The organism is Streptomyces melanogenes, from assembly GCF_014649795.1.
Lineage (GTDB): Bacteria > Actinomycetota > Actinomycetes > Streptomycetales > Streptomycetaceae > Streptomyces > Streptomyces noboritoensis.
This window is the reverse complement of record NZ_BMTS01000009.1, coordinates 185,903-202,558: the sequence shown is the minus strand read 5'-3', so window position 1 is coordinate 202,558 and position 16,656 is coordinate 185,903. Positions and strand designations below refer to the sequence as shown.

The 16,656-nt window shown below is 73.1% G+C and carries 11 protein-coding genes; 3 read left to right on the top strand and 8 right to left on the bottom strand.

Annotation, left to right across the window (positions count from 1 at the left end):
- Positions 1 to 9: 9 nt before the first annotated feature.
- The 3 genes from IE252_RS21010 to IE252_RS21000 all read right to left on the bottom strand — a co-directional run bounded on the left by IE252_RS21010 (position 10) and on the right by IE252_RS21000 (position 6,350).
- Entirely contained in the window at positions 10 to 1,863 is a 1,854-nt protein-coding gene (locus IE252_RS21010) for an acetolactate synthase large subunit (protein ID WP_190090986.1), read from the bottom strand.
- Positions 1,864 to 2,096: 233 nt separating this feature from the next.
- The gene (locus tag IE252_RS21005; protein WP_190091117.1) at positions 2,097 to 4,943 is read right to left on the bottom strand and encodes a putative bifunctional diguanylate cyclase/phosphodiesterase; all 2,847 of its coding nucleotides are present in this window, start codon (positions 4,941 to 4,943) and stop codon (positions 2,097 to 2,099) included.
- 468 nt (positions 4,944 to 5,411) lie between these two features.
- Entirely contained in the window at positions 5,412 to 6,350 is a 939-nt protein-coding gene (locus IE252_RS21000) for a 2-hydroxyacid dehydrogenase (protein ID WP_190090985.1), read from the bottom strand.
- Between the two features lie 83 nt (positions 6,351 to 6,433).
- Between IE252_RS21000 and IE252_RS20995 the strand changes: the two genes are divergently transcribed.
- Positions 6,434 to 7,435 (top strand): aldo/keto reductase, encoded by a 1,002-nt coding sequence (locus IE252_RS20995; RefSeq protein ID WP_190090984.1) that lies wholly within the window; start codon positions 6,434 to 6,436, stop codon positions 7,433 to 7,435.
- Between the two features lie 108 nt (positions 7,436 to 7,543).
- Positions 7,544 to 8,701, top strand: coding sequence for a PQQ-dependent sugar dehydrogenase (locus IE252_RS20990; RefSeq protein WP_373298585.1), 1,158 nt, complete (start codon positions 7,544 to 7,546; stop codon positions 8,699 to 8,701).
- 67 nt (positions 8,702 to 8,768) lie between these two features.
- Here the strand turns inward: IE252_RS20990 and IE252_RS20985 are convergent, their stop codons facing one another.
- Positions 8,769 to 11,897, bottom strand: coding sequence for a helix-turn-helix transcriptional regulator (locus IE252_RS20985; RefSeq protein WP_506417292.1), 3,129 nt, complete (start codon positions 11,895 to 11,897; stop codon positions 8,769 to 8,771).
- A complete protein-coding gene (locus IE252_RS20980; RefSeq protein ID WP_190090982.1) occupies positions 11,894 to 12,073 on the bottom strand; it encodes a hypothetical protein in 180 nt (59 codons plus the stop codon). Before IE252_RS20980 ends, IE252_RS20985 begins: the two co-directional genes overlap by 4 nt.
- A 269-nt stretch (positions 12,074 to 12,342) precedes the next feature.
- On the opposite strand from IE252_RS20980, the gene IE252_RS20975 reads away from it, so the two are divergent.
- Entirely contained in the window at positions 12,343 to 13,044 is a 702-nt protein-coding gene (locus tag IE252_RS20975; RefSeq protein WP_190090981.1) for an SIMPL domain-containing protein, read from the top strand.
- Between the two features lie 13 nt (positions 13,045 to 13,057).
- Here the strand turns inward: IE252_RS20975 and IE252_RS20970 are convergent, their stop codons facing one another.
- From IE252_RS20970 to IE252_RS20960, 3 genes are read right to left on the bottom strand one after another with little or no spacing between them, the layout of a single operon-like run.
- Positions 13,058 to 13,636 (bottom strand): hypothetical protein, encoded by a 579-nt coding sequence (locus IE252_RS20970; RefSeq protein ID WP_190090980.1) that lies wholly within the window; start codon positions 13,634 to 13,636, stop codon positions 13,058 to 13,060.
- A gap of 35 nt (positions 13,637 to 13,671) precedes the next feature.
- Positions 13,672 to 14,241 carry a GNAT family N-acetyltransferase gene (locus tag IE252_RS20965; RefSeq protein WP_190090979.1) on the bottom strand — a complete coding sequence of 190 codons (570 nt, stop codon included), beginning with the start codon at positions 14,239 to 14,241 and terminating at the stop codon, positions 13,672 to 13,674.
- A 39-nt stretch (positions 14,242 to 14,280) separates the two neighbouring features.
- Positions 14,281 to 16,488, bottom strand: a complete 2,208-nt coding sequence (locus IE252_RS20960; protein WP_190090978.1) for an MMPL family transporter — start codon at positions 16,486 to 16,488, stop codon at positions 14,281 to 14,283.
- Between the last annotated feature and the right edge of the window lie 168 nt (positions 16,489 to 16,656).

Below are 16,656 nucleotides of genomic sequence, written 5' to 3'. Positions count from 1 at the left end.
TCTGCTCTCTCAGTCGTCTTCGTTGTCGCCGAAGTCGGGACGGACGCCGCGGGCGGCCATGACCTCGTCGTTGGAGGTGCCGGCGGCGACCATCGGCCACACCTGGGCGTCCTCGTGGACGATGAAGTCGATGACGACCGGGCGGTCGTTGATGGAGTTGGCCTCTTCGATGGCCTTGTCCAGGTCCTCCGGGCGCTCGCAGCGGATCGCGTAGCAGCCCATGGCCTCGGACAGCTTCACGAAGTCCGGCACGCGGGTGCCGGCGCTGGGCTCCAGGCCGGTGGCCTCCGGGCCGCTGTGCAGCACGGTGTTGGAGTAGCGCTGGTTGTAGAAGAGGGTCTGCCACTGGCGGACCATCCCGAGGGCGCCGTTGTTGATGATGGCGACCTTGATCGGGATGTTGTTGAGCGCACAGGTGGTGAGCTCCTGGTTGGTCATCTGGAAGCAGCCGTCGCCGTCGATCGCCCAGACCGGGCGGTCCGGCATGCCGGCCTTGGCGCCCATGGCCGCCGGGACCGCGTACCCCATCGTTCCGGCGCCGCCGGAGTTCAGCCAGGTGGCCGGGCGCTCGTAGTTGATGAAGTGGGCGGCCCACATCTGGTGCTGGCCGACGCCGGCCGCGTAGATGGTGTCGGCGGGGGCGAGCTCGCCGATGCGCTGGATGACCTGCTGCGGCGAGAGGCTGCCGTCGTCCGGCTGGTCGTAGCCGAGCGGGTAGGTCTCGCGCCACCGGTTCAGGTCGTTCCACCAGGCGCTGTAGTCACCGGTGTGGCCCTCGGTGTGCTCGGCCTGGACGGCCTGCACCAGATCGGCGATGACCTCGCGGGCGTCGCCCACGATCGGCACGTCGACCTCGCGGTTCTTGCCGATCTCGGCCGGGTCGATGTCCGCGTGGATGATCTTCGCGTACGGGGCGAAGCTGTCCAGCTTGCCGGTGACCCGGTCGTCGAAGCGGGTGCCGAGCGCGATCAGCAGGTCCGACTTCTGCAGCGCGGTGACGGCGGTGACCGCACCGTGCATGCCGGGCATCCCCACGTGCAGCGGGTGGCTGTCGGGGAAGGCGCCGAGCGCCATCAGGGTGGTGGTGACGGGCGCTCCGGTGAGCTCCGCGAGGACCTTCAGCTCGGCGGTGGCGCCGGCCTTCAGGACGCCGCCACCGACATACAGGACCGGGCGCTTGGCCTGGACGATCAGCTTGGCGGCCTCGCGGATCTGCTTGGCGTGCGGCTTGGTGACCGGGCGGTAGCCCGGCAGGTCCATGTGCGGCGGCCAGGAGAAGGTGGTGCGCGCCTGGAGGGCGTCCTTGGCGATGTCGACCAGGACCGGGCCCGGGCGGCCGGTGGAGGCGATGTGGAAGGCCTCCGCGATCGTCCTCGGGATGTCCTCGGCCTTGGTGACCAGGAAGTTGTGCTTGGTGATCGGCATGGTGATGCCGACGATGTCCGCCTCCTGGAAGGCGTCGGTGCCGATCGCCTTGGAGGAGACCTGCCCGGTGATCGCGACCAGCGGGACGGAGTCCATGTGGGCGTCGGCGATCGGCGTGACCAGGTTGGTGGCGCCGGGGCCGGAGGTCGCCATGCAGACGCCGACCTTGCCGGTGGCCTGCGCGTAACCGGTGGCGGCGTGGCCCGCGCCCTGCTCGTGGCGGACCAGGACGTGGCGGACCCGGGTGGAGTCCATCATCGGGTCGTACGCCGGGAGGATGGCACCGCCCGGAATGCCGAATACGGTCTCGGCCCCGACTTCCTCGAGAGAGCGGATGAGGGACTGCGCGCCCGTGACGTGCTCGACGGTGGCGGCCTGGTGTCCGCCGTTACGGGCCCGCGGCTGCGGATGGTGGGCCCCGGTGGCCTGCTCGGTCATCGCATTCTCTTCTCGAAGCTGAGGGTTTTTGCGGGGGTTTGGTCGGGATCGCTGTCGTGCTTCAGGGGTGCCGGTGCAACAAAAAACCCCTCGTGCCGTGAGGCAAGCGAGGGGAGCGCGTCGGGTGTGGTCCACTGGGCCCACGTGGGGGCCCGGCTTCAGCCGACGCGCTTTCCAAGTACGAGAATTCGGGTGCGCATGGCAATGACCCTCCCCCCGGCGCCCCGGTAGTGTCAAGTGGGTGGGACGGGTGTCTCACTATTTGAGTGATTGACCCGGACGGAGGGCAGCGCCCGGCCGCTGAGCACGGGCAACGCGGCCCCGCCCGGCACCGGGAAGGTGCCCCGCACCAGCGCCCTGCGCAGCCGGTACTCGTCGAGCGGCCCGGAGAAGGCCATGCCCTGCCCGTGGGTGCACCCCATGGCCCGCAGCGCCAGCACCTGCTCCGGCACGTCCACGCCGTCGGCCACGGACTGCATCCCGAGGTCGCAGGCGATCCGCAGCAGCCCGCTGGTGATCTTGTGCAGCCGGGCGGACTCGACCACGCCCTCGACCAGCCCCCTGTCCAGTTTCAGTACGTCGATGGGGAGCCGGCGCAGGGCGTTGATCGCCGCGTACCCGCTGCCGAAGCCGTCCAGGGCGATCCGCACGCCGAGCCGGCGCAGGCTCACCAGCCGCCGCTCCAGGTCGTCGAAGGAGATCCTGGGGTCGCTGTCGGACAGCTCGATCACCAGGGCGCCCGACGGCAGTCCGTGCCTGGTCAGCAGGGCTTCCACAGATCCCAGCGGCATCGACTTGTCGAGCAGGCGACGGGCCGGGAGACGGACCGCGACCGGGGTGTCGTGCCCGGCCCTGCCGCGCTCGGCGGCCTGCTCGACGGCCTCTTCGAGGAGCCAGCGGCCCAGCTCCGCGGTCCGCTCGCTGTCGTCGGCGACCCGGAGGAATTCGGCCGGGGTGAACAGGATGCCCTGGGCCGATCTCCAGCGCGCCTGCGCGGCCACGGCGGCCACCCGCCCGGTGGTGAGGTTGACCACCGGCTGGTGCAGCAGCGCGAACTCGCCCTCGTGCAGCGCGGTGCGCAGCCGGGCGGCCAGCTCGGTTTTGCGGACGACCTCGGCCTGCATCTGCGGCGCGTACATCTCGACGCGGTTCTTGCCGCCGGACTTGGCCCGGTACATCGCGAGGTCGGCGTTGCGCATCAGCTCGCGGGCGCTGACGTCGCGCTCGGCGAAGGCGACGCCGATGGAGGCGGCGACCCGCACCTCGTTGCCGTCGATCTGGTACGGCTGCGAGAGGGTGAGGCGCAGCCGGTCGGCGATCTCGTGCACCTGGCGCTGGCGGGCCGCCCGGTCGCGGCTGCCGTCGCCCAGGATCAGGGCGGCGAACTCGTCGCCGCCGAGGCGGGCCGCGGTGTCGCCGGCGCGCACCGAGTCCTGGAGGCGGCGGGCCGCCTGGATCAGCAGCTCGTCGCCGGCCTGGTGGCCGATGGTGTCGTTGACCTGCTTGAAGCCGTCGAGGTCGATGAAGAGCACCGCCGTGCCCGGGTCGGAGGCGCGGCGGCCGCTCAGCGCCTGGCGGACGCGCTCGGTGAACAGCGCCCGGTTGGGCAGGTCGGTGAGCGGGTCGTGCTCGGCGTTGTGCTGCAACTGGGCCTGCAGGCGCACCCGTTCGGTGACGTCCCGGCTGTTGAGGATGAGGCCGCCCTGGTGGCGGTTGATGGTCGACTCCACGTTCAGCCACTCGCCGGTGCCCGAGCGGAAGCGGCACTCGATCCGGCCGGCCGGCTCCTCCAGCGGGGGCGCGGCCAGGAAGCGCCGCACCTCGTGCACGACCCGGCCCAGGTCCTCGGGATGGATGAGGGAGGCCAGCTCGGAGCCGACCAGGTCCTCCGCATCCCGTCCGTAGACGCCCGCGGCGGCGGGGCTGACGTAGCGCAGTATCCCGGTGGGCGCGGCGATCATGATGACGTCGCTGGAGCCCTGCACCAGGGAGCGGAAGTGGTTCTCCTTCTGGGCCAGTTCGTGGGTCAGCGCGATGTTGTCGACGAGCATGATCCCCTGGCGTACGACGAGCGCGAGCACCACCGTGCACCCGGTGAAGACCACCACGCGGTCGACCCGGCGGCCCTCGATCACGTTGTAGAGGATCCCCAGGGTGCACACGGCGGCCGCGAGGTACGGCGTGAGCGCCCCCAGCGAGCCCGCAATCGGCCTGCTGGCCGGGAGCGCGCCCGGCCGCCGGGGCGGCGGCGGTGGCGGCACGGCAGGGCCCGGGGCGAGCCTGCGGGCGCCCCACGGCGCGTAGGCGAGCAGCAGCGAGGCGGCGAACCAGCCCGCGTCCAGGAGCTGGCCCGAGCGGTAGTGCGCGCGCAGCAGCGGTGAGGTGTACAGCGCGTCGCACAGCACGGTCAGGGCGAGCGCGGCGATGGCCGTGTTGATCGCCGACCGGTTGGCGGAGGAGCGCCGGAAGTGCAGCGCGAGCACCATGCTCACGAGCACGATGTCGAGCAGCGGGTACGCCAGCGCCAGCGCGGCGCGGGCGACGCTCGCGCCCTCGAAGTGCGCGGTGTGCGCCAGCGCCAGGCTCCACGAGAGGGTCAGCAGCGAGCCGCCGATCAGCCAGGAGTCGAGGGCCAGGCAGACCCAGCCCGCCCGGGTCACCGGACGCTTGGCCAGGACGAGGAGACCGACGATCGCGGGCGGCGCGAAGAGCAGGAAGAACAGGTCGGCCATGGAGGGCGAGGGGACCGGGTGCTCGAGCACCACCTGGTACCACCCCCAGACTCCGTTGCCGCTCGCCGCCATGGCGGAGGAGAACGAGAAGAGGAGCCATGCGGGCCGAAAGCGGCTCTCCCCCTCCCCGGCGCCTCCGCGCGCGTAGAGGAAGCAGGAGACCGAGGCCGCCGTCGCCGCGGCGCTGAGCCCGAAGTCCCCCATCACATCGGCGACTTCCGAGGATCCCCAGCCGAGCGCCGCCCCCGTCGCGTACCCCGCGCAGACCACCGCGAGGACGAGCTGGGAGACCAGACCCGTCCCGCCGCCGGGGACGGGCCGGTGGGGCAGCACCGCACCGGCGCTCACCGGGCCCCTCCGGGTCCACACGCGATACGGGTGCGGGGCACTCCGGAACCGCTCGCCCGGCCCGGCGGGTGGGCCCTCGCGGCCGCCGGGCGGGCGGTCGGGGAGGGCGGCCGGGCCGCCCTGGCCGGCGGCCGGGGCCTGGCCGGCATCCGGGTGCGGGCCCGGACCGGGATCCTGGGCCGGGTGCGGCCCCTCGGGAGCCCCGCCCGTGCGCCTCGGGGTAGCCGTCGGCGGCTCCGCCGCGTCGGATCGTTCGTCCATTGGCCGTGCATCGCCCGTCGCCCCCCTCGCTGTGACATTCGCTCCCCCGCGCCGCCAGACACGCGGCGCAGCCCCCGGTCGGGACGATACACCAGTCTCGTCACTCAGGGACATAGTTCCTCTACGCTCCGTGACCACCGCGGGAGTTGCGGACACGGACCGCACTTGGACCGGTGCGCAGAGTCGCGAATCGAAGGCGGGGCGGCCCTACCCGGTCGTCAGGACGATGTTGTCCAGCGGCTGCCCGGCCGCGTACTTGGTCACCTGGCGGGCGATCAGCGCCTTCGCGCGCGGCAGGAACGCCGAAGTGGAGCCCCCGACATGAGGGCTGATCAGAACGTTCGGCGCATGCCACAGCGGGTGTCCGGCGGGCAGCGGCTCGGGATCGGTGACGTCCAGCGCGGCCCGGATGCGGCCGCTCTCCAGCTCCGCGAGGAGCGCCTTGGTGTCCACGACGGGGCCCCGGGCCACGTTCACCAGGAGCGCCCCGTCCTTCATGCGGCCCAGGAACTCTGCGCCCGCCAGACCCTTCGTCTGCTCCGTGAGGGGCGTGGAGAGGACCACCACGTCGGCTTCCGGGAGGAGTGTGGGCAGTTCGGTGAGGGGATGCACTGGACCGCGCGCAGTCGTGCGCCAGGAGCGCGCCACCCTCGCCACCCGGGCGCACTCGAACGGCGCGAGCCGGTCCTCGATGGCCGCGCCGATCGATCCGTACCCGACGATCAGCACCGACTTGTCGGCGAGCGCCGGATAGAACCCGGACCGCCACTCCTCCTTCTCCTGCCCCGCGACGAACGAGGGAATCCCCCGCAGCGAGGCCAGGATCAGCGCGAGGGTGAGTTCGGCGGTGGACGCCTCGTGCACACCGCGCGCGTTGCAGAGCCGCACGCCGGTCGGCAGCGCGCCGAGGCCCGGCTGTACGTGGTCGATGCCCGCCGACAGGGTCTGTACGACCCGTACGCCGGTCATGGCGGCGAGCGGCCGCACCGCGATCTCCGATCCCTTCATGTACGGGACCACGTAGAAGGCGCAGTCGGCGGGGTCGGCGGGGTAGTCGGGGCCGCCGTCCCAGAGGCGGTAGGAGAGGCCGTCGGGCAGGCCCGGGACCTCGTCGGCCGGGAGGGGGAGCCACACGTCTGCAGTCATGCCGGGAGGCTATGTCAGGACCGGCGGCGGCCAGAGGTTAGTTTGGGGGCCACACCCAGGGCTGTTCGGAGGGGTACGGGGAGTTGGAGCGCAGGACTATCGGTGCGGCAGCCCTGGAGGTGGGCGCGATCGGCCTCGGCTGCATGCCGATGAGCTGGGGTTACACCACGTCGCAGCAGCGCGGGGACCGCTCGCTGCGCGCCGTGCACGCCGCGCTCGACGCCGGGTCCACCCTGCTCGACACGGCGGACATGTACGGCCCGTTCAAGAACGAGCTGCTGGTGGGCCGGGCCCTGAAGGAGCGCCGCGCCGACGCCTTCGTCGCCACCAAGTGCGGCCTGCTGATGGGCGGCGACGCGCATGTGGTGGCCAATGGGCGGCCCGGCTATGTGAAGCGCGCCTGCGACGCCTCGCTGCGGCGGCTCCAGACCGATGTCATCGACCTCTACCAGCTGCACCGGGCGGACCCCGAGGTGCCGGTCGAGGAGACCTGGGGCGCGATGGCGGAGCTGGTGACGGCGGGCAAGGTGCGGGCGCTCGGCGTGTGCGCCACGGGTGCCCCGCTGACGGCCCGCCGGTCCGGCGCCCCTTATGAAGTGACGATACGTCAACTGGAGCGCGTGCAGCAGGTCTTCCCGGTCAGCGCCGTCCAGGCGGAGCTGTCGGTGTGGGCGCGCGAGGCGCTGGACGCGCTGCTGCCGTGGTGCGCGGCGCGGGGCGTGGGCTTCCTGGCCGCGATGCCGCTCGGCAACGGCTTCCTCACCGGCACGCTCACCCCGGGCCAGGGCTTCGAGCCGGACGACGTACGGGCCCGGCACCCCCGCTTCACCGCCGAGATGATGGCGGCCAACCAGCCCGTGGTGGCGGGGCTGCGCCGGGTCGCGGCGCGCCACGGGGACGGGGTGACCCCGGCCCAGGTCGCGCTGGCGTGGCTGCTCGGCCGGGGCCCGCACGTGGTCCCGCTCCCGGGCACCAAGCGCGAGGAGTGGGCCCGCGAGAACGCGGCGGCGGCCGGGCTCGCGCTGACGGACCGGGACGAGGCGGAGATCGAACGGCTGCCGGGGGCCCGGGGGTCGTGGGACTGAGGGTCCGCAGGGCCGGGGCCGGGAAAGGCGATCGGGAATCGGGAACCTGGGCGGCTCGGGCGGTGTAAGTACCGTAGAGACCGCAGCCGCTCGAAAGGAATGCGTACCGTGCAACGTCCTGCTGTGACGGCCCTGTTGGCCGCTGCCGCGCTGGTGCTCGCGGCCGGGTGCTCGTCCGGGACCGCACCGCGGCCCGACGGCGGCGCCCGCTCGACGCCCGCGACCGGCTCCCCGGGAGCGTCCACCTCCGCGCCCGCCGCCGATCTGCCACCCCCGAAGGGCTCGGTGAAGGTCACCAGAACCGTGGCCCAGGGCCTCAAGTCGCCCTGGGGCGTGGCCCCGCTGCCCGACGGGGGCCTCCTTGTCGCCTCGCGCGACGAGGGCACGGTGAGCCGGATCGACGCGGCCGGCAAACAGACGGTGATCGGCAGCGTGCCGGGGGTGAAACCGGGCGGCGAGGGCGGCCTGCTCGGCCTCGCGCTCTCCCCCGCGTTCGCCTCGGACCACCAGGTGTACGCGTACTTCACCACCGAGTCCGACAACCGCATCGCCCGCATGATCTACGACGAGAAGCGCCCGGCGGGCGAGCAGCTCGGCGCGCCCGACACCATCCTGCGGGGCATCCCCAAGGGCACCATCCACAACGGCGGCCGGATCGCCTTCGGCCCGGACAAGATGCTGTACGCGGGCACGGGCGAGACGGGCGACCGGGGCCTGGCCCAGGACAAGAAGTCGCTGGGCGGCAAGATCCTGCGGATGACGCCGGACGGCCAGCCGGTGCACGGCAACCCCGAGGCGGACTCGGTGGTGTACTCGTACGGTCACCGCAATGTGCAGGGCCTCGCCTGGGACGGCGCGAAGCGGCTGTGGGCCTCGGAGTTCGGCCAGGACACCTGGGACGAGCTCAATGTGATCGGGCCGGGCGACAACGACGGCTGGCCGCTGGTCGAGGGCAAGGGGAACAAGCCGGGGTTCGTGGACCCGGTGGAGCAGTGGAAGACCTCGGACGCCTCACCGAGCGGTGTGGCGTACGCGGCGGGCAGCATCTGGATGGCGTCCCTGCGCGGCGAACGGCTGTGGCGCATCCCGCTCGACGGCACCAAAGCGCTGGCGAAGCCCGAGGCGTTCCTGACGTCCACGTACGGACGGCTGCGCACGGTGATAGCGACGGGGCCGCACACCCTGCTCCTGGTCACCAGCGAGACCGACGGCCGGGGCACCCCGAAGCCGGGCGACGACAAGATCCTGGAACTGGAGGTGACGTAGGCGAAGGGGTGCCGTTGGTGCAGGGGACGGGGCGCGCCAAGCCACACCCCGCACCCCACGCCCCCGCTCAGGCCACCTTCTCCGTGAAGAGGTTGAGCCGGTGGGCCAGCGCCGCGGCCTCGCCGCGGCCCGAGACGCCCAGCTTGGCCAGGATGTTGGAGACGTGCACGCTGGCCGTCTTCGGGGAGATGTACAGCTCCTCGGCGATCTGCCGGTTGCTGTGCCCCGCGGCGACCAGGCGCAGGACGTCCTGCTCCCGGCTGGTCAGCCCGAGCGCCCCGGCCGGGTCGGCGGGCTCGTCCGGGACGGCGGGATCCGGCGCGGTGAGCGGCAGCCGGGCCCGGCGGGCCAGCAGCTCCAGCTCCTCCACCAGCGGGCGGGCCCCGAGGCGTACGGCGGCGGAGTGCGACTGCCGCAGCAGTGTGCCAACCTTGTCGCGCTGGTTGCCCTCGGCGAGCAGCGCGGCGGCCCACCGGTGGCAGACCCGGGCGAGTTCGTACGGGCGCTCAAGGGGCTGGAGCGCGGTGGCCGCCGCCTCCCAGCGGGCCGCGTCGTCCCGGCCGTCGGCGCGGGCCAGCTCCGCCTCGACGCACAGGGCGTAGGCCTTGGCGACCGGGCTGGGGGTGGGCATCGTCCGGGCCGCCGAGCGGATCAGGGCCACCGCCTCGTCCCGGCCGGGAGCGGCGGCGGGCAGCCCGCGCAGATCGGCCTCCACGGCGGCGGCGGTGATCAGCAGCGGCCAGCCGTACCGCTGGGTGCCGGGCGGGAAGCCGGCCTCGGCGGCGCGGGCGAGCACGGCGCGCGCGTAGGCGAACCGGCCCTGCCCGGCGGCGACGGTGAGCTCGGCCCGGGCCACCTGCAAGGCGTTCTGCGGGAGCAGATCGCGGGCGCCGAAGTGGCCGACGGCGTCGGTGAGGCGGGTGGCGGCGAGCTCCAACTCGCCGCGCAGCAAGGAGAGTTGGGCGAGGCGGAGTGCGGAGTAGCCCCTGGGCTTGCCCATCACCCCGGAGCGCCGGACCCACTCGACGCGCTCGGTGGCCTCCTCCCAGCGGCCGAGGCTGAGCAGGGCGTCGGACTCGTTGGTGGCGGCCCAGGCCTCGTTGTCGAGGAGGCCGAACTTGCGCGAGACCTGTACGCCCTGGGCCGCGGTCCGAGCGGCCTCCTGGGAGCGGCCGACCGATTCGAGACTGGAGGAGAGGTTCACATAGCCGCGGCCCGCCTCGCCGACGAGGCCGAGTTCGAGCGAGCGGTCGATGACGCCGCGCATCGCGGCGAGGCCGCCCTCGATGTCGCCCGCGTCGACCATCAGGCTGCCGAGGGTGAGCCGGGCGTTGAGTTCGATCTCCTCGGCGTCGACGAGCTGGGCGTACTCCACGGCGCGTTCGGCGGCGGCGAGCGACTCGGGGCCGGGGCGGTGCAGCATGCCCCAGCCCGCGGCGGTGGCCAGGACCGCCGCGTGCACGGCGGACGGCGGCAGTCCGCGCACCAGCTCCTGGGCGGTGGCGATCTCGTCCCAGCCGTCGCCGCGCCCGAGGCTCTGCACCAGCTTGGCGAGCTCGGTCCAGAACCAGGCGGCGCGCAGCGGGTCGCCGTGGGGGGTGCCCGGCGGGGCGTCGTTCTCCTCGGACTCGATGAGCCGCAGCGCGCGCTTGGCCGTCTTCACGGCGCGCTCGCGCTCGCCGCTGAAGCGGGCCGCGACGGCCGCCTCGGCGAGCAGGTCGAGGTAGCCGAGCGGGGTGGTGGCGGGGTCGCAGGTGCCGCACGAGGGGTAGGCGCCCGCGTAGTCCAGCGGGCGCAGGTCGGTGCGGACGTCGGCGGGGACCGAGTCCCACAGCTCCATGCCGCGTTCGAGCAGGCGCAGCTGCTCGGAGTAGGCGTGCCGCTTGCGGGCCTCGACGGCGGCGCGCAGCACGACGGGCAGCGCCTTGGCGGCATCGTTCGCGCAGTACCAGTAGCTGGCCAGGCGGGTGGCGTGGACGTCGGCGCGGACCAGCGCGGGGTCGGCCTCCAGGGCCTGGGCGTAACGGCGGTTGAGGCGGGAGCGCTCGCCGGGCAGCAGGTCGTCGCTGACGGCCTCGCGGACCAGCGAGTGCCGGAACCGGTAGCCGTCGCCGTCCTCGGTCGGCAGCAGGATGTTGGCGCCGACGGCCGCCCGCAGCGCGATGATGAGGTCGTCCTCGGCGAGCCCGCAGACCGCGGCGAGCAGCGGGTGCTCCACGGTGGAGCCGCCTTCGGCGAGGATGCGCACGACGAGCTGGGCGTTCTCGGACAGCGCCTCGACCCGTACGAGCAGCAGGTCGCGCAGGGACTCGCTGAGGCCGCCGCCGGGGACGCAGCCCGACTCGTGGCAGACGCTCAGCTCCTCCACGAAGAAGGCGTTGCCGTCGGAGCGCGCGAAGATCTCGTCCACCAGCGCCTGTTCGGGTTCGGCGGCAAGGATCCCGGTGAGCTGGCGGTGGACCTCGTCCCGGTTGAAGCGGGACAGCTCGATGCGCCGGACGGTGCGCAGCCGGTCGAGTTCGGCGATCAGGGGGCGCAGCGGGTGGCGGCGGTGGATGTCGTCGGCGCGGTAGGTGGCGACGACGACCAGGCGGCCGCGCCGCAGGGTGCGCAGGAGGTAGGCGAGCAGATGGCGGGTGGAGGCGTCCGCCCAGTGCAGGTCCTCCAGGACCAGGACGACCGTGCGGTCGGCGGCGGTCCGCTCCAGGAGCCGCACGGTGAGTTCGAAGAGGCGGGCGGTGCCGTCCTCGCCGGTCTCCCGGCTGGCCTCGCCGAGCTCCGGCAGCAGCCGGGCCAGCTCCTCCTCCTGGCCGTCGGCGGCCGCGGCGAGCTCGTCGGGCAGTCGACGGCGCAGGGTGCGCAGGGCGGTGGAGAAGGGGGCGAACGGAAGGCCGTCGGCGCCGATCTCGACACAGCCGCCGACCGCGACCACGGCTCCGGCGTCGCAGGCGGCGTTGGTGAACTCCTCGATGAGCCGGGTCTTGCCCACCCCGGCCTCACCGCCCACCAGCAACGCCTGCGGCTCGCCCGCGGTGGCGCGGGCGAGCGCTTCGGTCAAGGCGGTCAGTTCACCGGCGCGGCCGACGAACACGGGGCTGAAAGACCTGGTCTCCACGTCGCCGAGCATCGCACAGCCGTCCGGTCTCGCGGCACCCGTTGTGACGATCAAGGTCATCGCACGTCCCGCGGCGCTCAGGCGGCGTGCGCGAAACGGTCGCGCAGGTCCCGGAGGTGGGTCACCCGCCCTTCGCCTTCGTGGTCGGCGTTCCGCCGGGCCCGGCGGGCGAGGCGGGCCTGGCGGACCAGGCGCTGGGCGGTGGCCTCGCGGAGAAGCTCGGCCTGGTTCACCTTGTGCATCTCGTACTCGAACATCTCGGGCTCCCTGGTGCCCCTGGTGGGGCTTGAGTTGGTGGTCCATCGCTTCCTGCGATGCCTCAACTCTCGCTTCCCAGGGGGTCCCGGCACATCGGGAGAGTGCCGCATCCGTAGGGCGGCGGGGCCTTAGATCCGCCCAGGTCGGCGGGGTGGTGTGCTTAGACGTAAGGAGGGGGGCTCGGATGCCGGGCGGATGCCTTAGTGGATGCCTTACGGGGCGGGCCGGTGGAAGAGTGGGGCGCACCCAGCCGACCCATGGAGCCGAGATGACCGATCCGTCCCCGCACCTGCCCTACGGCACCCCCGACGCCCCCCGGATCGCGGTCCGGGGCGAGGCCGTGCTCGACGTCGACCCGGAGATCGCCCGGCTCGGCGTGACGGTGACCGCACGCGGCACCGACCGCCGTACCGCGCTCGAAGACCTCACCCGCCGCAACACGGCCGTCCTCGACCTGGTCAAGTCGTACGGGGAGGCGGTGGAGCAACTGGAGACGGGCTCGTTCTCGGTCAGCCCGGAACTCGGCAAGTTCGGCCGGGGCGAGCGGGTGCGCGCGTACCACGGGCAGGTGCGGGTGACGGTGGAGCTCGGTGACTTCACGGTGCTCGGCGAACTCGCCTCGCGCCTGGCCTCGCTCGAACTGACCCGGGTGGACGGCCCCTGGTGGGGCCTGCGCCCGGCCTCGCCCGCGTACGGGAAGGCCCGGCGGCGGGCCGTCGAGCAGGCGGTGGAGCGCGCCCGCGAGTACGCGACGGCGCTCGGCAGCGAGCTGGTGGCGCTGCTCGAACTGGCCGACGAGGGCGCCGAGGAGGCGCGGCCGTACCCGGTGGCGGCGCCCGGGATGATGCGCGCGGCGGGGTACGGCGGCGGAGCGCCGGAGAGTGTTCCGGCGCTCGATCTGGAGCCTCAGCGCCAGACCGTGCGCGCCGCCGTCCTCGCCCGCTTCACGATGGCGCCCCCGTCGCTCTGAGCAGTCAGGGCCGTCAGGAGCCGGTCGAGGGCAGGGTCGCGAACAGGTCGAAGAACATCCCGACGGAGAGCAGCAGGCCGATCGCGCCGAGGACGAGGCCGCCGAGCGCGACCGCCCGCACCCAGCCGGGCTGCGGGTGGGCGTTGGGGGCGCCGAACGCGGGGCGGGCGAGCACGAACGCGCCGACGAGCAGGGCGAGCAGCGCGAAGCCGCCGTTGACGGCGGCGGTGGTGTGCCAGGAGTCGGCGTAGATCTCGTGGATCTGCGCGGAGGCCGAGCCGCCCTGGGCGGTCTTGATCTGGCCGAGCAGGGTCTCGCGCTCGGAGAGGACCTTGCCCGTCCAGGTGCCGGTGAGCGAGGCGAGGCCGAGCGCCCCGGAGACGACGGCGGCGGCACCGGCGCCGATGGCGGTACGGACGGGAGAGGCGGGCGGAAGGTCGTCGCCGAGCTCGTCGTCGAGCTCGTCGCCGTCCGGGGTCGGTGCGGCGGTGTCGGTGGCCGCGTCAGTGACGACGGCCACCGACTCCTCGGCAGCCGTCGCCTCGACGTCGGCTTCGTTGTCGGTCTTGGTGGTGGCGGGGGTGGCAGTCATGCCGGGGACGGTAGGCGGCGTTTCTGAGAGGCGCCTTAACGCGCGGCGTGCGCCTCCCGGGCCGCACGCCACTCCGGTGCCAGCACCGACCACACCTCCGTGTCCTGCCGTACACCCCGGTACGGGTAGTTCGACCGCAGGACCCCGTCCCGCGACATCCCCAGCCGCTTGGCCACGTTGATGCTCGCCGTGTTGCCGGAGGCGGCCAGCCACTCCACGCGCTCGATGCCGCGCGCGTCGACGGCCCAGTCGATCAGCACCCGGACCGCGCGCGTGACGAGCCCGCGCCCGACCGCCGACTCCTCCAGCCAGCAGCCCGCCTCCGCGGTGCCGAGCCGGGCGTCGAACGTGCGGAAGAGGACACCGCCGACGAGCGTGCCCTTGGACCAGATGCCGTAGACGCGCCCGGTGTCGGCGGCCGCCTTGTCCGCGTACCCCTGGAGGAACGCCCGCGCCGCTTCGAGGTCCTTGCTGACCTCGGCGAGCATGATGAACTGCCCGATGAAGTCACGCCCCCGGTCGATGTGCGCGAGGTACTCCTCGGCGTGGTGCGGCTCCAGTGGCCGCAGCTCCGCGCCGTCGTCCCCCAGCGATATCGCGAACATCCCGCTGCTCCCTCGTATGTCGTGCGTGGTCCCGTACGGCTAGCCCACGAGCTCGTCGACCTGCTCGCTCGTGCGCTGCACCGGAATCGTCGCACGGCGGCACTCGGGCGGCTCGATGCTGATCCGCGGCAGCCGCCGGTCCAGCCAGCCGGGCAGCCACCAGTTGGCGCCGCCGAGCAGGTGCATCAGGGCCGGTACGAGCAGGGTGCGCAGCACGAACGCGTCGAGGGCGACGGCCGCCGCGAGGGCGATGCCGAACATCGCGATCACCCGCTCGCCGCTGAGCACGAACGCCAGGAAGACCGAAATCATGATCACGGCAGCCGAGTTGATCACCCGGCTGGTCTCGGCGAGGCCGACCCGGACCGCCCGCCGGTTGTCGCCGGTCTCCAGCCACTCCTCGTACATCCGGCTGACCAGGAACACCTGGTAGTCCATGGAGAGCCCGAAGAGCACCGAGACCATGATCACCGGCAGGAAGGGCTCGATCGGGCCGGACGCCCCGAGGCCGAGGAGTTCGCTCCCCCACCCCCGCTGGAAGACCGCGACGACGATCCCGAACGCGGAGGCCACCGCCGCCACGTTCATCGCGGCGGCCTTGAGCGGGATGCCGATCGAGCGGAAGGCGAGGAGCAGCAGGACGCAGCCGAGGGTGATCACCACGCCGACGAAGAGCGGCAGCTTCCCGACGATCACGCCCGCGAAGTCGTCGTAGCTCGCGGTCACCCCGCCCACGTGGACGTCGAGCGAGGTGCCCTTCTCGGCGCCCGGCAGCACCTCGTGGCGCAGCCGGTCGACGAGGGCGCTGGTGTCCTGGGACTGCGGCGCCGAGTCCGGCACCACGGTCAGGACGGCCGTGTCACCGCTGGCGTTGTACGTCACCGGGCCCACCGAGGCGACGCCCCGGCTCGACCGCAGCAGGTCGGGCAGCCGCTCCATGGCGAGCCGGTCGTCGGCGCCGTCGAGCTTGGCGGCGAGGGTGAGCGGCCCGTTGACGCCGGGCCCGAAGCCGTCGGCGAGCAGGTCGTAGGCGGTGCGGGTGGTGGACTTCGCCGGGTTGTTGCCCTGGTCGGAGGTGCCCAGGTGGAGCGAGAACGTGGGCAGGGCGAGCACCAGCATCACCACGGCGGCGACCGCGCCGAGCAGCTTGGGGCGGCGCTCCACGAAGGCGGACCAGCGGGCCGCGAAGCCGGTGGGCAGCTCCGGCTGCGGCCCGTGCTCGGCCAGTCGGCGCCGCTCGCGGCGGCTGAGCGCCCGCGTCCCGATGAGGGAGAGCAGCGCGGGCAGCAGCGTCACGGACGCGGCGACGGTGAGGACGACGGTCAGCGAGGCGGCGACGGCGACCCCGTTGAGGAAGCCGAGCCGCAGGATGAGCATGCCGAGCAGCGCGATGCAGACGGTCGCGCCCGCGAAGACCACCGCCCGACCGGTCGTCGCCACGGCCCGGGTCGCGGCCTCGTCGACCGAGAGCCCCTGGCGCAGGCCGCGGCGGTGCCGGGTGACGATGAACAGGGCGTAGTCGATGCCGACGCCCAGGCCGATGAGCAGGCCGAGCATGGGCGCGAAGTCGGCGACGGTCATGGCGTGGCTGAGCAGCCCGATGCCGGCGTACGCGGTGCCGACGGAGACCACGGCGGTGACGATCGGCAGGATGCTGGCGGCGAGCGAGCCGAAGGCGAGGAAGAGGACGACGGCCGCGACGACCACACCGACGATCTCACTGAGGTGCGCGGAGCTGGTCTCGGTGAGGGCTGCGGCGCTGCCGCCGACCGCGACCTGGAGTCCGTCGGCGGAGGCGGCGCGCGCGGTGTCGACGACGGCCCGCGCCTGGGCCTCGGGGATCTCGTCGGCGGGCCGGTCGAAGGTGACGGTGGCGTAGGCCGTGTGCCCGTCCGCGCTGATCTGCGCGCCGCCGTCACGGCCGTACGGGCCGGTCACGGAGGCCACGCCGGGGAGCTTCGCGACCGTGCCGAGGGCCTTGGACATGCGCTGCTGGATGTCGGGGGCGCGCACGGAGCCGGCGTCGGTGCGCCAGACGACCGTGTCGGTGTCGCCGCCGCGGCCGCCGTGGAATCCGGCGTCCAGCAGGGCGGTGGCACGGCCGGACTCGGTGCCCGGGACCTCGTAGTCGTTGGAGTACGCGGAGCCGGCGACGGCGGTGGCGGCCGTGGCGCCGCCGAACGCGAGGAGCCAGAGCAGGACGGCGACGAGGCGGTGCCTGATGCACCACCGTGCGATGGCTGCCAACGAATGTGCTCCCTGGATGGTTCGTGGATCTTTGCCCGGGAACAGCCACAGCCGGTACGACGTACGACTTGAACAGCCCGCAAAGAACGCATGACCTCTACGCGCTGCAACTCTGACAGCGAATAGTGATCGTTTGCCCGTTTCGTGGGGTTACTCACAGGGCGGGCA

Excerpts from the sequence above, each read along its gene's own strand:
- IE252_RS20980 (WP_190090982.1), bottom strand. The coding sequence starts at position 12,073 with ATGTTCGAGTACGAGATGCACAAGGTGAACCAGGCCGAGCTTCTCCGC.
- IE252_RS20965 (WP_190090979.1), bottom strand. The coding sequence starts at position 14,241 with ATGTTCGCGATATCGCTGGGGGACGACGGCGCGGAGCTGCGGCCACTG.
- IE252_RS21010 (WP_190090986.1), bottom strand. The coding sequence starts at position 1,863 with ATGACCGAGCAGGCCACCGGGGCCCACCATCCGCAGCCGCGGGCCCGT.
- IE252_RS20970 (WP_190090980.1), bottom strand. The coding sequence starts at position 13,636 with ATGACTGCCACCCCCGCCACCACCAAGACCGACAACGAAGCCGACGTC.
- IE252_RS20975 (WP_190090981.1), top strand. The coding sequence starts at position 12,343 with ATGACCGATCCGTCCCCGCACCTGCCCTACGGCACCCCCGACGCCCCC.
- IE252_RS21000 (WP_190090985.1), bottom strand. The coding sequence starts at position 6,350 with ATGACTGCAGACGTGTGGCTCCCCCTCCCGGCCGACGAGGTCCCGGGC.